This window comes from Glycomyces dulcitolivorans, assembly GCF_003265355.1.
Taxonomy (GTDB): domain Bacteria; phylum Actinomycetota; class Actinomycetes; order Mycobacteriales; family Micromonosporaceae; genus Glycomyces; species Glycomyces dulcitolivorans.
Window position 1 is genome coordinate 1 of the sequence record NZ_QFRW01000258.1, and the last position, 13057, is coordinate 13057.

At 70.6% G+C, this 13057-nt stretch carries 14 protein-coding genes and 2 pseudogenes; 11 read left to right on the plus strand and 5 right to left on the minus strand.

The window, feature by feature from the left end; all coding sequences use genetic code 11:
• Positions 1-76: 76 nt before the first annotated feature.
• Together DI269_RS17085 and DI269_RS17090 are read right to left on the minus strand one after the other, a co-directional pair.
• Positions 77-448, minus strand: coding sequence for a YbjQ family protein (locus tag DI269_RS17085; RefSeq protein WP_112137996.1), 372 nt, complete (start codon positions 446-448; stop codon positions 77-79).
• A gap of 103 nt (positions 449-551) precedes the next feature.
• Complete coding sequence (locus tag DI269_RS17090; RefSeq protein ID WP_112137999.1) at positions 552-1481, minus strand: DapH/DapD/GlmU-related protein; 930 nt, start codon at positions 1479-1481, stop codon at positions 552-554.
• A 39-nt stretch (positions 1482-1520) separates the two neighbouring features.
• On the opposite strand from DI269_RS17090, the gene dapE reads away from it, so the two are divergent.
• Positions 1521-2591, plus strand: a complete 1071-nt coding sequence (dapE, locus tag DI269_RS17095) for a succinyl-diaminopimelate desuccinylase (protein ID WP_112138001.1) — start codon at positions 1521-1523, stop codon at positions 2589-2591.
• Positions 2588-3274, plus strand: coding sequence for a TIGR00730 family Rossman fold protein (locus DI269_RS17100; RefSeq protein ID WP_112138004.1), 687 nt, complete (start codon positions 2588-2590; stop codon positions 3272-3274). The genes dapE and DI269_RS17100 overlap by 4 nt, the downstream gene beginning before the upstream one ends.
• A 3-nt stretch (positions 3275-3277) precedes the next feature.
• On the opposite strand, the gene folP is transcribed toward DI269_RS17100, so the two are convergent.
• Complete coding sequence (folP, locus tag DI269_RS17105) at positions 3278-4144, minus strand: dihydropteroate synthase (protein WP_112138006.1); 867 nt, start codon at positions 4142-4144, stop codon at positions 3278-3280.
• A 59-nt stretch (positions 4145-4203) separates the two neighbouring features.
• Here folP and DI269_RS17110 point away from each other — a divergent pair, with 59 nt between their 5' ends.
• The 6 genes from DI269_RS17110 to DI269_RS17135 all read left to right on the plus strand — a co-directional run bounded on the left by DI269_RS17110 (position 4204) and on the right by DI269_RS17135 (position 10267).
• The gene (locus DI269_RS17110) at positions 4204-5466 is read left to right on the plus strand and encodes a M18 family aminopeptidase (protein WP_112138008.1); all 1263 of its coding nucleotides are present in this window, start codon (positions 4204-4206) and stop codon (positions 5464-5466) included.
• Between the two features lie 115 nt (positions 5467-5581).
• On the plus strand, positions 5582-8104 hold the full coding sequence (locus DI269_RS17115) for an FtsK/SpoIIIE domain-containing protein (protein ID WP_112138010.1): 2523 nt from the start codon (positions 5582-5584) through the stop codon (positions 8102-8104).
• Positions 8101-8751 carry an AAA family ATPase gene (locus DI269_RS17120; protein ID WP_112138013.1) on the plus strand — a complete coding sequence of 217 codons (651 nt, stop codon included), beginning with the start codon at positions 8101-8103 and terminating at the stop codon, positions 8749-8751. The genes DI269_RS17115 and DI269_RS17120 overlap by 4 nt, the downstream gene beginning before the upstream one ends.
• Before the next feature lie 18 nt (positions 8752-8769).
• On the plus strand, positions 8770-9330 hold the full coding sequence (locus DI269_RS17125) for a DivIVA domain-containing protein (RefSeq protein ID WP_198667503.1): 561 nt from the start codon (positions 8770-8772) through the stop codon (positions 9328-9330).
• A gap of 12 nt (positions 9331-9342) precedes the next feature.
• Positions 9343-9873, plus strand: a complete 531-nt coding sequence (locus tag DI269_RS17130) for a hypothetical protein (RefSeq protein ID WP_157975054.1) — start codon at positions 9343-9345, stop codon at positions 9871-9873.
• A gap of 226 nt (positions 9874-10099) precedes the next feature.
• Complete coding sequence (locus DI269_RS17135) at positions 10100-10267, plus strand: DUF3117 domain-containing protein (protein ID WP_112138021.1); 168 nt, start codon at positions 10100-10102, stop codon at positions 10265-10267.
• Between the two features lie 169 nt (positions 10268-10436).
• Here the strand turns inward: DI269_RS17135 and DI269_RS29150 are convergent.
• Positions 10437-10936, minus strand: a pseudogene (locus DI269_RS29150) (hypothetical protein); the annotation flags it as partial.
• Between the two features lie 14 nt (positions 10937-10950).
• Positions 10951-11271 (minus strand): hypothetical protein, encoded by a 321-nt coding sequence (locus tag DI269_RS17150; RefSeq protein WP_112138023.1) that lies wholly within the window; start codon positions 11269-11271, stop codon positions 10951-10953.
• Between the two features lie 236 nt (positions 11272-11507).
• Between DI269_RS17150 and DI269_RS17155 the strand changes: the two genes are divergently transcribed.
• The 3 genes and pseudogenes from DI269_RS17155 to DI269_RS27175 form a co-directional block, all read left to right on the plus strand.
• Entirely contained in the window at positions 11508-12362 is an 855-nt protein-coding gene (locus DI269_RS17155) for a helix-turn-helix domain-containing protein (RefSeq protein ID WP_112138025.1), read from the plus strand.
• Between the two features lie 2 nt (positions 12363-12364).
• Complete coding sequence (locus DI269_RS17160) at positions 12365-12610, plus strand: DUF397 domain-containing protein (RefSeq protein WP_112138027.1); 246 nt, start codon at positions 12365-12367, stop codon at positions 12608-12610.
• Positions 12611-12694: 84 nt separating this feature from the next.
• Positions 12695-13057: pseudogene (locus DI269_RS27175) on the plus strand (topoisomerase II); the annotation flags it as partial.

A 13057-nucleotide genomic window follows, 5' to 3' on the forward strand; every position in this document is an offset into this window, starting at 1 on the left:
CCGATCCTCACGGATCGGTGCCGCCGCTTTTTATCTCCCGGTTACCGAAAAAGCACAGTCGAAAAAAGTCTGAGTGTCAGGTGAGCTTGCGGACCGTGACGGCCGTGCCGTAGGCGCAGACCTCGGTGCCCATGTCGCGGGCGTCCGAGACGTCGAAGCGCATCATGACGACCCCGTTGGCGCCCAGGCTCTTCGCCTGGTCGACCATGCGCGTCAGCGCCTCCTCGCGCGAGACCGCCAGGGCCTTCGAGAGGCCCTTCAACTCACCGCCGAGGATCGACTTGAAGCCCGACCCGATGTCCGAGAACATGTTCCGCGAGCGGACCGTGAGCCCGAAGACCTCGCCGTGGGTCTCCAGGACCTCGTAGCCCGGTACGTTCTCCGTGGTGGTGACGACGAAACCCGAGGCGGTGGGATTCGCACCGCCGAACTCTCCGACATAGTCCATGCCCTAGACGGTATGCGGCTCCGGGGCCGCGCGCGTCGGTCCGGAGAACGAAAACGCCCCTCATGCCTGAGCATGAGGGGCGGTACCCGAGTACTACACGCGGCTACTGCGCGCTGTGGAGGGCGGCGTTGAGCTCGCCCCACGTGCCGGTGCGCGGCCGCACTTCGAGGACGCCGGTCTGGGTGTTGGTCCAGAACTGAAGGTTGTCCTTGCCCGAGAGGGTCGCGGCCTTGACGACGGTCCCGTCGGGGAGGGTGACCTTCGAGCCGGCGGTGACGTAGCAGCCGGCGGCCACGACGCAGTTGTCGCCCAAGGAGATCCCGATGCCGGCGTTCGCGCCGAGGAGGCAGCGCTCGCCGATCGAGATGACCTCCTTGCCGCCGCCCGAGAGCGTCCCCATGATCGAGGAGCCGCCGCCGATGTCGGAGCCGTCGCCGACGACGACGCCCGCGGAGATGCGGCCCTCGACCATCGAGTTGCCGAGCGTCCCGGCGTTGAAGTTCACGAAGCCCTCGTGCATGACCGTGGTGCCCTCGGCGAGGTGCGCGCCCAGGCGCACCCGGGAGGCGTCGGCGATGCGCACGCCCGCGGGGGTCACGTAGTCGGCCATCGGCGGGAACTTGTCGAGCGACTTGACTTCGAGGGTGCCGCCGCCGGCGCGGAGCCTCAGGCGGGCGTTGTTCACCTCGTCGGCGGGGACGGGGCCGTGGTTCGTCCAGGCGTTGTTCGGGAGGAGCCCGAAGATGCCGGAGAGGTTGACCGTGTGCGGGGTGACGAAGCGGTGCGAGAGCAGGTGCAGGCGCAGGTAGACGTCGGCGGTGTCGACCGGCTCGTCGGCGAGGGTCTTGACGAGGACCGACACGCCCTTGGAGAACGTCCCGGTCGGGTTCTCGCGGTCGAGCTCGGGGGCGGCGACGCCGGTGGGGGCCTCGCCGAGGCCGAGGCGGGTGAACCACACGTCGAGGACCGTGCCGTCGGGGGCGACCGTGGCCACGCCGACACCCCAGGCTGCGTCAGTCAGGAATTCACTCATCCTCAGAGCCTATCCACGCGGCGGGTATCGTCTGCGGATGTGACAGTTTTGAGTGAGGCAGTCCTCGCCGACCCGGTCGCGCTGACCAGGGCCCTGTGCGACATCCCGTCGGTCTCCCGGGACGAGGCGGCGATCTGCGACGCGGTCGAGGCGGCCCTCAAGCGCCTGGGGCACTTGACGACCGAGCGGGTCGGGAACACCCTCGTGGCCCGCACCGAGCTGGGGCGCGAGCGCCGCGTGATGCTCGCCGGGCACCTCGACACCGTCCCGGTGAACGACAACTTCCCCACCCGCACCGAAGGCGACGTGATGTGGGGGCTCGGCACCTCGGACATGAAGTCGGGCACCGCGCTCGCACTGTGGATCGCCGCCACGGTGGAGAACCCGAAGTTCGACCTGAGCTTCGCGTTCTACGACTGCGAGGAGATCGAGGCCGCCGCGAACGGGCTGAACAAGCTCTCCAAGTCGCGGCCCGAGCTGCTGGCCGCGGACTTCGCGATCCTCCTGGAGCCGACGTACGGCCTGGTCGAGGCCGGGTGCCAGGGGACCATGCGAGTGCGCGTGACGACCCGCGGGAAGCGGGCGCACTCGGCGCGGTCGTGGAAGGGCGAGAACGCGATCCACCGGCTCGCGCCCGTCTTGGAGCGGCTGAACGCCTACGAGGCGCGGGAGGTCGAGGTCGACGGCTGCGTCTACCGCGAGGGACTGAACGCGGTGTTCATCGGCGGCGGCGTCGCCGGGAACGTCATCCCCGACGAGGGCTGGATCGACGTGAACTTCCGCTTCGCCCCCGACCGGGACGAGGCCGCCGCCGAAGCCCATGTGCGCGAGGTGTTCGCGGGCTTCGACGTCGAGGTCTCGGACACGGCGCCGTCGTGCCGGCCGGGCCTGGACCGGCCCGAGGCCGCGGAGTTCGTGGCCGCCGCGGGCGGGGAGTTCCGCGCGAAGCTCGGCTGGACGGACGTGGCCAGGTTCGCGACACTGGGTATCCCGGCGGTGAACTTCGGGCCGGGCGACCCGAACCTCGCCCACAAGCAGGACGAACGCGTCGAGATCCCGCGCATCCGCGACTGCGCGGCGGCGCTGCGAGCCTATGTGGAGGCATCATGACTTCGGATTCCCGCATCACCGACGACCAGCGGCTGCTCGACCTCGAACACAGCGAGGAGTGGAAGCAGCGCGCGGCCTGGCGGGTCATGAAGTTCCAGGCGGAGTTCGTGGAGGGCTTCGACACCCTCGAAGCCGCCGACCTCGGCGACGCCGTGTGCGTCTACGGCTCGGCGCGCACCGTGGTCGACTCCGAGGAGTACAAGCTCGGCGTCGACCTGGGCCGCAAGCTCGGCGAGGCCGGGTTCTCGGTGATCACCGGGGGCGGCCCGGGGGCGATGGAGGCCGCGAACCGGGGTGCGTTCGAGGCGAACGTCAAGTCCGTGGGCCTGGGCATCGAGCTGCCGTTCGAGCAGGGCATCAACGAGTTCGTGGACATCGAGCTGGACTTCAAGTACTTCTTCGTCCGCAAGGTCATGTTCCTGAAGTACTCGTGCGGGTTCTGCGCGCTGCCGGGCGGGTTCGGGACCATGGACGAGCTGTTCGAGGCGCTCACCCTGGAGCAGACCGGCAAGGTCGGCAAGTTCCCGATCGCGCTGATCGGGACCGCCTACTGGAGCGGCCTGGTCGAGTGGCTGCGCACCTCGATGCTCGGCGACGGCAAGATCAGCCCGAAGGACCTGGACCTGCTGCTGGTGACGGACGACCTCGACGAGGCCGTCGCCCACATGCAGCAGGGCCGCTAGGGCTCACAGGCTGCGGTGCGGGGCCTTCGGGGGCTTGTCGCCCTTGATGGCCGCGACCATGTCGAGGACCTCGCGGGTGGCGGCGACGTCGTGCGCGCGGAAGACGCGCGCGCCGTTCCACGCCGAGATCGCGGTGGCCGCGAGCGTGCCGTTCAGGCGCCGGTCGACCGGCAGGTCGAGGGTCTCGCCGACGAAGTCCTTGCGGGACAGGGCGACCAGGACGGGCCAGCCGGTGTCGGTCAGTTCGTCGAGGCGGCGGGTCAGGTCGAGGGAGTGGTAGGTGGTCTTGCCGAAGTCGTGGGTCGGGTCGATGAGGATCCCGTCGGCGCGCACGCCCGCGGCCACGGCGGCCTCGGCGCGTTCGACGAGTTCGCCGCGGACCTCCTTGACGACGTCGCCGTAGACGGCCTTCTCGGCGATCGTGCGCGGCGCGAGCCCGCCGGTGTGGGAGACGACGAACCCGGCGCCGGTGTCGGCGGCGGCCTCGATCACGGTGGGGTCCCAGCCGGCCCACGTGTCGTTGATGAGCTCGGCCCCGGCGGCGACCGCCTCGCGGGCGACCTCGCCGCGCCACGTGTCGACCGAGATCACGAGCTCGGGGTGGCGGTCGTGGACGGCGGCGATGAGCGGCACGACCCGGTCGATCTCCTCGGCGACCGTGACCTCGCCGCCGGTGTCGCCGGCCTTGACGCCGCCGATGTCGACGATGTCGGCGCCGTTCGCGACCGCGCTGTCGACGGCGGCGACGGCGGCGTCGAACGCGAAGGTCCGCCCGGCGTCGTAGAACGAGTCGGGCGTGCGGTTGACGATCGCCATCACCGCGTAATCGCCGCCATCGAACACCCGTCTGCCAAGTCTCAGAGCACGCATCGTTCTATGCTGACAGCCGCACCCACCATCTGCCAGCCATCTGCCAGCGAAGGACGATCATGCCCCGCTTCGACCGGTCGCACACCGACGACCTCGCCGCCTTCATCGAGGCCAGTCCGACGCCCTACCACGCGTGCGCCGAGGCGGGGCGGCGCCTGGAGGCGGCCGGGTTCACGCGGCTCGACGAGAAGGACGCGTGGCCCGCGGCCGACGGCGGGTACTACACCGTCCGCGACGGGTCGATCATCGCGTGGCGCAAGGACGGCGCCTTCGACGCGTTCCGGATCTTCGGCGCGCACACCGACACCCCGACATTCAAGGTGAAGCCGAAGCCGGACACCGGGTTCGCGGGCTGGAAGCAGGTCGCGGTCGAGGTCTACGGCGGGGTGCCGCACCAGACCTGGCTCGACCGGGACCTGAGCGTCGCGGGCCGGCTGATCCTGCGCGACGGGACCGAGGTGCTGGTGCACGTGGACCGGCCGCTGCTGCGCGTCCCGCGGCTGGCGATCCACCTCGACCGGGGCGTGAACGAGGGCCGGGCGCTGGACCCGCAGTCGCAGCTGACCCCGATCTGGGGGCTGGGCCAGCCGCGCGAGGGCGAGTTCCTGGAGTTCATCGCGGGCGAGGCCGGCGTGGACCCCGACGACGTGCTCGGGCACGACCTGTTCGCGGCCGCCCTCGACAAGCCCGCGTACCTCGGCAAGGACGAGGAGCTGTTCGCGGCCTGGCGGCTCGACAACCTGACGAGCCTCCACGCGGGCGTCGCCGCGCTCATCGCCGCCGGGGACACCGGGGAGCGCCTGCCGGTGCTCGCCGCGTTCAACTACGAGGAGATCGGGTCCCAGACCTACTCCGCCGCGGAGGGCCCGTTCCTGGAGACCGTGCTGCGCCGCATCCTCGGCTCCGGCGACGTCGAGCGGTACGCGCAGACGATCGCGCGCTCGGGGATGATGTCCTCCGACACCGGGAACTCCATCCACCCCAACTACACCGAGAAGCACGACCCGACCCACCGGCCGATCGCGGGCGGGGGCCCGATGATCAAGGTCAGCGCCAACCAGCGCTACGCGAGCGGCGCCGAGGAGGAGGCGCTGTTCCGCCGCTCCGCCGAGCACGCCGGGATCCCGTGGCAGTACTACGTGAACCGCAACTCGATCCCCGGCGGCACCACCATCGGCCCGATCTCGGGCACGCAGCTGGGCATCCTCACCGTCGACGTCGGCCTGCCGATCCTGTCGATGCACTCGGCGCGCGAGCTGTGCGGCGCCGAGGACCCGGGGCGGCTGGCGGATCTGGCGCTCGGACTGTTCGAGCACCCGTAGGGCGCCGCCGAAGATCCGTGCGCGGCTTTCGCATTCGCGCTCTGCTCCGGTCTCCTCACGCGGTGAGGTCCCCCGGTATGGTGGTGTCGACCACGGCACCCCTGGGGAGGCGGCATTGACTTGGCGGACCGAACTCGACCGGGCCGCGGCGCGGCTGCGCGACGCCGCCGGGGCCGCTGACCGGGCCGAACGGCTCCTGGTCGAGGCGACTTCACGGCTCGCCGCGGACGACACCGAAAGGCGCCGAAGCGAACTCGCGCAGCGGCTCGGCGCCGCGGCCGCGGGCGCCGCGAGCGGATGGCTCGGCAACGACCTCGCGAAGACCGACCCGAACACGCCCCTGTGGACGGAGCCGTCGAGCGCCGACGCGGTGCGGATCGGGACGGCGCTGCTCGACGACGAGCCCGCGTTCCCGGCCCTGACCGGGCTGCTCGGCAAGGGCCACCTCGTGTGCGACGGCGACGCCGCCGACCCGCGCGTCGCCGGGATGCTCCAGTCGCTGCTCGTGCGCGTCACCGCCGCGCACCCCGGCCTCGAACTGTCCCTCGTCGACGGCGTCACCCTCGGGCAGGTGTTCGCACCCGCGACCGCGCTCGTCGACGCCGGGATCGCGACCACCGTCGCCACCGACCACCTCGCCCTCGGCCGCATCCTCACCGACGCCGAGAAGCGCCTCACCGAGCTGCGCGACATCGCCGCCCGCGGCCAGTCCATCGCCGACCGGCCCTACCACCTCATCGTCATCGCCGGACTCCCGCCGGAAGTCGGCAAGTCCACCCGCGAACGCCTCGCCGCCCTCGCCCACGCCGGGCCCTCCGCCCGCTGCCACCTCGTCATCTGCGGCTGGCGCAACCTCCCCCACCGGGAGACTCTGCCCGCGATCGAGCACGCCACCTATCTGGAGACCGGCGACGAGGTCCGCCTCGGCAGCCTCCCGCTCCCCGTCGTCCTCGACGCCCCGCCGCCGCCCGCCCTGGCGCGCAACGTGTTCGGCGGCCGCGCCCGCCAGCGCCGCGAAGCCGGCGAGCTGTCCGTGGCCGACCTCGTCCCAGCGGAGCTGTGGACCGAGTCGAGCCGCGACGGGCTCACCACCGTGATCGGCCGCGACCAGGCCGGGCACACCGCCGGCGGCGACGTCGAGGTGTCCTTCGACGACGCGACCCCGCACTGGCTCATCGGCGGGCGCACCGGCGGCGGCAAGACCGTGTTCCTCCTCGACGTCCTCTACGGGCTCGCGACCCGCTACTCCCCCGACGAGCTGGAGCTGTACCTCCTCGACTTCAAGGAGGGCGTCTCGTTCACCGAGTTCACGCCCTCGCCGCTGGACCCGTCGTGGATCCCGCACGTGCGGGCCGTCGGCGTCGAGTCCGACCGCGAGTACGGGGTCGCCGTGCTCGGGGCGCTGCGCGCGGAGCTGACGCGGCGGGCCGGGCTCATGAAGCGGGCGGGGGCGACGCGGCTGGCGAAGCTGCGGGAGCTGCGACCGGACGTGCGGCTGCCGCGGATCGTGGCCGTCGTCGACGAGTTCCACGTGCTGTTCGCCGGGAACGACCGGCTCGCGGGCGAGGCCGTCGCGCACCTGGAGGAGCTGGCGCGCAAGGGCCGCTCGTACGGGGTGCACCTGGTGCTGGCGTCGCAGACGATCTCCGGGATCGAGGCGCTGTACTCCAAGAAGGACTCGATCTTCGGGCAGTTCCCGCTGCGCGTGGCGCTGCCGGGCGCGAAGCACCTGCTCGACGAGGGCAACGACGCGGGCGTCGAATCGGTCGGGCAGGCGATCCTCAACGACGCCGGAGGCTTGAAGGGCCGCAACCGGACCTGCAAGTTCCCCGACGCGTCCAGCGCCGACGAGCTGCTCGCGCAGCTGCGCCGCGACCTGTGGAACCGGCGCGACTCCGACGAGGAGCCGGTGGTGTTCCGCGGCTTCGACGAGCAGCACCTCGCCGCCGACCCGCGGTTCGAGGCGCTCGCGCCCACGCACGCGCCGCGGGCGCTGGTCGGGCGCGCGGTCGACGTGCACATGTCGACGGTGGGCTACCAGTTCGACCGGAGCCCGGGGCGCCACCTCGCGGTCGTGGGGACCTCGATCGTCGCCGCCGACGTCCTCACTTCGGCCGCGGTGTCCCTTGCGCGCCAGCACGAACCGGGGTCCGTGGAGTTCCAGGTCGCGGCCACGGCCGCGGGCGCGGAGGAGCTCGCGCGGGACCTGGTCGAGGAGCTGAAGGCCGCCGGGCACGAATGCCGGGAGCTGGAGCCGGGGACGATCCTGACGGCGCCGCGCGGGAAACCGGTGTACCTGGTGTGGTTCGGGGCCGACGGCGCCGACGGGCAGCCGGGGACGCTGCGGGACCTGCTGCTCCACGGGCCCGCCACGGGCGCGCACGTCATCGGCTGGTGGCGCGGGGCGCGGCGGTTCCTCGACGACATCGGCGGCTCGGCCGGGCGCGAGCACGTCGCCGGCGTCGTCGCACTCAACATCGCCGCCAACGACCTCGCCGCGATCACCGGCGGCTACGAGCGGACCTGGGACGCGCGCGCGAACCGGTGCCTGGTCATCGACCGGCACGCCGGGACCGAGACCCTCGCGGTCCCCTACGTGCGGCCCGGCCGCCTCGACGAGACCGTGGAGACCCGATGAGCCTGAGCGCCTACGAAGACCTGGTCCACGAGCTCGCGCGCCTCGACGCCGACTCGGCGGCGAGCACCGCGCAGGCCGAGCGGAAGCTGGAGCGGCGCAGGCGGGCCCTCGCGGAGGTGCGGTCCGACCTGGACGCGCAGACCTCCCGGGTCGCCGAGCTGTGCTCGACCCTGCGGCAGTCCACGCCCGACCTCATGCCGTCGCAGGCGGTCGAGGACGCCGAAGCGGCCGTGGACGATCCCGACACGGCGCTGGCGCACGCGCAGACCGCGCTGCGCGAGGCCGAGCTGTCGCTGAAGGCGACGGTGCGGGCCGCCCAGCGGCCGACGCTGCTGCCGAACGTGCACCACGTGCTCCGCGAACTCCTCGTCTACGGGTCGTGCATGGTCGCCTGCCTCATCGGGCAGCTGATCTACCTGGCCGCCAGCGGCGGCGGCGAGGCCACCTGGTGGGTCATGTTCCTGCCGCCGGTGATGGCCGCGCTCGTGGGATATCTGCTGGTGGGGGCCGCGAACCGGCCCCGGCTGCCGCTGACCGACCGGAACGGGAAGCCCGTCAAGGCGGTCGTCCCCCACAACCCGCGTCTGGGAGTGACCCTCGCGGTCTGCACAATGGCGCTGTTCGCCTATTTCGCGTTCGTCGCTTAGAGCTGCTTGGAGGAACCAGTGGGTTTCGTGCTCCCGGTCATCGTCGCCGTCGTCGGCGTGTGGATCGCGTTCGCGATCGTCGTGTGGGCCACCGGCCGCGACACGCTGCTGGACCTCGCCCCCGCGGGCGCCCCCGCCGGGCTCGGCGAGGAGGAGCCGGTCAGCGAGTCGTCGATCGGATCGCTCAAGTTCGACACCGGCGCGCGCGGCTACCGCACCGACCAGGTCGACGCCGCCCTGACCCGCCTGGCGTGGGAGATCGGCCGGCGCGACGAGCAGCTGGCGGTCCTGCGCGCCGAACTGGGGACCGATGAGGCTGCGGCCGAAGAGGCTGCGTCCGAAAACGCTGTGTCCCAAAAAGACGTGCTCGCGGCGGCCGACGAGGGCGTCGAGCCCGCCGGGGAGCCGCTGGACGACGCCGTCGAGGCGGTCGAAGCAGCTGAGGACGACGCGTTCGAGGAGGACCTCGACGAGGACACGTTCCGGCTCGCGAAGGAGGCCGGCACCGACAGCGACGAGGCCGGACGTGAGGCAGCGCGCGAGGACGACGGGGAGCAGACGCCGCGCGCAGGGTCGTGATGGGATATGGCCATGCGTTATTGGCTGCTGGTGTTGAACGAGGACGAGTACGCGGAGCAACAGGCGTACGAGGTCGAGGCAGTGGAGCCGAGTGCGGCCCTCCCCGAAGGGGCCGCGGACGGCGACGAGGTCGCGCTGGCCGGCCCCGAGGGCGTGTTCGCGCTCGGCGAGCTCGACGGCCCCGCGATCGCGTACCGGCGGCGCCTGGAGGAGCCCGAGAAGACCGCGGAGAGCGCCGCCGCGATCGAACGCTCGCGCGATGCCGAAGGCGCCGTGGCCGGGGGCTGGACCTCGCTGACGCCGGACGCGTGGGAGGACCTGGTCCGCTCGCTCCCGACGCCCGAGCGGCGCCGCGACTGGCTCGTGACGCTGTCGATGCCGATCGAGGCGGTCGACAAGGCGGAGGCGGTGCGCCAGTTCTGGTCGTACATCCGCTCGCTGGGTCCGAAGGAGCTGCCGACGTTCGTGGCCCCGTACGGGCGCGAGATCGAGGGGACCGCGTTCCTCCTGGGGGCCGAACACGAGCAGGATCCGGAAGAGTAGTCAGAGCGCGGGACGGACCGTCACGATCCGGCAGTATTCCAGGCCTGGGCGCACGCGGATCGAAAATCCGCAAATCGTGTGTCCGATTTAAACGCTTTTAGGCACTTTCTCCGCAACTTTGTCACATACTCGGAGGGGCGAGTTGGCTCTCGGCCTGCGGATCGGGGAAACTTGATCTAGCAACGTCGAGTCGCAACCTGCGGCCTTGGATCGAGGGGAGACGAATATGGCGGCCATGAAGCCGCGGACCGGGGACGGACCGCTCGAAGTCACTCAGGAGGGCCGCGGCATCATCATGCGCGTTCCGCTCGAGGGCGGCGGTCGGCTGGTCGTGGAAATGTCGCCGGAGGAAGCCCAGACTCTCCAGAAGGAGCTCGAAGGAGCCCTTGAGTAGCGGCCTCACGGTCAAACACCCCACTGGCGGTCACCCCGCTGCCGATCCGACCTGGGAGCTCGCCCCTAAGCCGTCGCTTGGGGCGGGCTCTCATTTGCACGCGCCACGGCCATCGACACGAGCCGGTTCCTGAGCTTCGCGGTCGGGAAACGCGTGATCAGATCCCGAAGAGGCGCCATGCGGCCAGGTGATCGGCATTCATGTCAACGCCGATGCAGCCTTCGCTCAGCGCAGCGGGCAGTGGCGTCTGCGGCTTCGGACCGGGCTGCCATGAAGCGGTGACGTACCAGCGGCCGCTGTCCGGATCGAGGTGGATCCGATAGGCGATCGCGCGGTTGCCCTGCACTCGCTGCGGCCTCCCATCGAGCGCGTCAATCGGTGGTCGACGACCTGTCGGGGCCAAGGAGATGCGCCTGCCGCAGCAGATCCTTGCCGCCTCGAACCACCCGCACTCGACCGCTCGGCCCATCGCCCGTTGCCGCCTTCGAGACCGTCCGCGCAGCGGACCTTCAGGTCGACTGCGGCGAGCGAACCGAGATGAGCGCCGACCGCCCGCAGCACCTGCTCGTCCTCGGCGGTGAGCCACTTGAGGCGAGTGCGCACCGATACACCGGTCGGGCCGGGCACCACGAACGGTGCGGCGATGCGGCGCAGCGGGCGGTCGGTCATCGCGGGTGAACCGGTCAGACCGGAAGGTCGTCCATGCCGAAGACGCTGCCGTCGGCGAGATGGAGTTCGACCGGGCCGAACATCAGGTAGAAGCGCAGCGCCCCGAGGGCGCTCGCATGGGTGCAGTAGCTCCCGCCCGCCCGCGGGTAGACGGTGCTGGAGAAAGCCCCGACCTCGACCGTGTCGTAGCCCGCGGCGACGACGCCGGGACAGTGCGGCAGGTGGGTGTTCTCCTCATCGCCGCATTCGGCGCAGCGGATGGTGAACGCCTGCGGCTGCGAGAGCGAACTCAGGTTGGCACCCGCAGACGGGTGCGCGACAATAGGTCCGGACACGGATCTACCTCCGATGTCTAAAGACCGGGGCGGGCCTCGGCGTGCAAACTGTGGCCCCGCCCCGGTCGGCTTTCGCGAAGGGCGAGGAATGTCCGCCGACGCGAACCTCGCTCCCCGAATCCTGTGATGAACCCTTCACGCTTGTTTGATATCCTCGCACAGTGCTAGCCTGAGTTGCAAGATTGCAGAACTAGGTTCTCTAGATTTTTTGCGAATCAACCGTTGGAGTGACCACCATGGCGAGAACAGGATCAGGAATCAGCTTGCGGGCGCTGTGGCTCGGCGAGCGGATGCGGGACATCCGCAAGCGCCTGCGCATCCCGCAGCAGGAAGCGGCCGACCACATCCAGCGGAACAACGCGATGCTCGGGCGCTACGAGACCGGCCAGATCCCCTTCCGCCGCAACGATGTCATCGACCTGCTCGACTTCTACGGGGTCGCCAACGAGACCGAGCGCAACGGACTCCTCCAGCTCTGCGACGACATCTGGCGCAAAGACTGGTGGGACCCGCACCGCGAGGATTTCGGGCATGACTTCGTCAATGTCCCCTGGCTCGAATCCCGGGTCGACCACATCCTGACCTACCAGCACATCATCGTGCACGGCCTGCTCCAGACCCGCGAATACGCTGAAGCGCTGATCCGCAACGACTCCGGCGACCGCACCCCTGAAGTCCAGATCAATCGATGGATCGACCTGCGAATTGAGCGCCAGCAGGTACTCCGCAAGGACGACCCTGCGAAGCTCACGGCGGTACTGGAGGAACTCGTGCTCCAGCGGGTTGTCGGTGGCGCTGAAGTACATCGCGGGCAGCTGAACCACTTGGTCGAGATGAGTGAACTCGAGAACATCGATGTTCGGATCATGCCGACCTCGCACGGCCCTCATGCCGCTCACCTCGGCAGCTTCGAGCTGTTCACGATGCCCGACCCGTATCCCGATGTCGCCTACACCGAAACAGTCGGCGGCTCGCTCTACATCGAGGAACCGACCGTGAGCCGGATCGGAAAGGTGTGGAAGGATTTGATTGAGGGCGCTCTTCCTGCTGAGGAGTCGATCGCCCTGGTCAAACGGTATTTGAAGGAGTGAGGATGAAGACCGGTACTGCACAGGAGCTCACGGGCGAGGAGCTGGCCGGGATTCGCTGGAAGACCAGCTCTCGAAGCAGCAGCAACGGCGGTCAGTGCGTCGAGGCGGGCCCGCTCGCCGACGGCTCCGGCCGGGTCGCGGTGCGACACTCCTACCACCCCGAGGGCTCGGTGATCGTCTACACCAGAGCCGAGTGGGATGCCTTCCTCGCCGGGGCCAAAGACGGCGAGTTCGACTTCACGGAGTGATGACCAGGCCGGACGCACCGTCACGAGGCGAGCGGGAATCGCAGCGCGGGTGAAGGGGCGGCAAATGCGGCATAGACTCTTCACATGACTTCCGGCACCCAGCCGCCCCAGGCAGATCCGGGCGACCAGTGGCGACCCCAGCAGCCATGGCAGCAGTCCGCGGACGAGCCGCAGTCGGCGGCGCCGTCCCCGTTCGCGGCAGCGCCCGGGCCCGGCCTCGAACCGCCGGCCGCGCCGCAGCCGACTTACATGCCGCAGGCGGGGCCGCCCCAGGCTCCGGCCGGTCCCCCGCCCGCGGGCGCGTACGGCGACCAGAGCGGGTTCATGGCGCCGTCTGTGCACCCGAACCCGGCCGCCGCACAGCCCGCGGCCGCAGTGCCGCAGGCTCCGGCCACCGGGCAGTCGGCGCGGTCGTCGGCGTGGTGGAATCCGGCCGCTCCCGCCGAC

Bases quoted from the DNA above. Each gene is read 5' to 3' on its own strand.
- DI269_RS17085 (WP_112137996.1), bottom strand. From the start codon at position 448: ATGGACTATGTCGGAGAGTTCGGCGGTGCGAATCCCACCGCCTCGGGT.
- DI269_RS17155 (WP_112138025.1), top strand. From the start codon at position 11,508: ATGGCGAGAACAGGATCAGGAATCAGCTTGCGGGCGCTGTGGCTCGGC.
- DI269_RS17130 (WP_157975054.1), top strand. From the start codon at position 9,343: ATGCGTTATTGGCTGCTGGTGTTGAACGAGGACGAGTACGCGGAGCAA.
- DI269_RS17090 (WP_112137999.1), bottom strand. From the start codon at position 1,481: ATGAGTGAATTCCTGACTGACGCAGCCTGGGGTGTCGGCGTGGCCACG.
- DI269_RS17100 (WP_112138004.1), top strand. From the start codon at position 2,588: ATGACTTCGGATTCCCGCATCACCGACGACCAGCGGCTGCTCGACCTC.
- folP (WP_112138006.1), bottom strand. From the start codon at position 4,144: ATGCGTGCTCTGAGACTTGGCAGACGGGTGTTCGATGGCGGCGATTAC.
- DI269_RS17110 (WP_112138008.1), top strand. From the start codon at position 4,204: ATGCCCCGCTTCGACCGGTCGCACACCGACGACCTCGCCGCCTTCATC.
- DI269_RS17135 (WP_112138021.1), top strand. From the start codon at position 10,100: ATGGCGGCCATGAAGCCGCGGACCGGGGACGGACCGCTCGAAGTCACT.
- DI269_RS17120 (WP_112138013.1), top strand. From the start codon at position 8,101: ATGAGCCTGAGCGCCTACGAAGACCTGGTCCACGAGCTCGCGCGCCTC.
- DI269_RS17160 (WP_112138027.1), top strand. From the start codon at position 12,365: ATGAAGACCGGTACTGCACAGGAGCTCACGGGCGAGGAGCTGGCCGGG.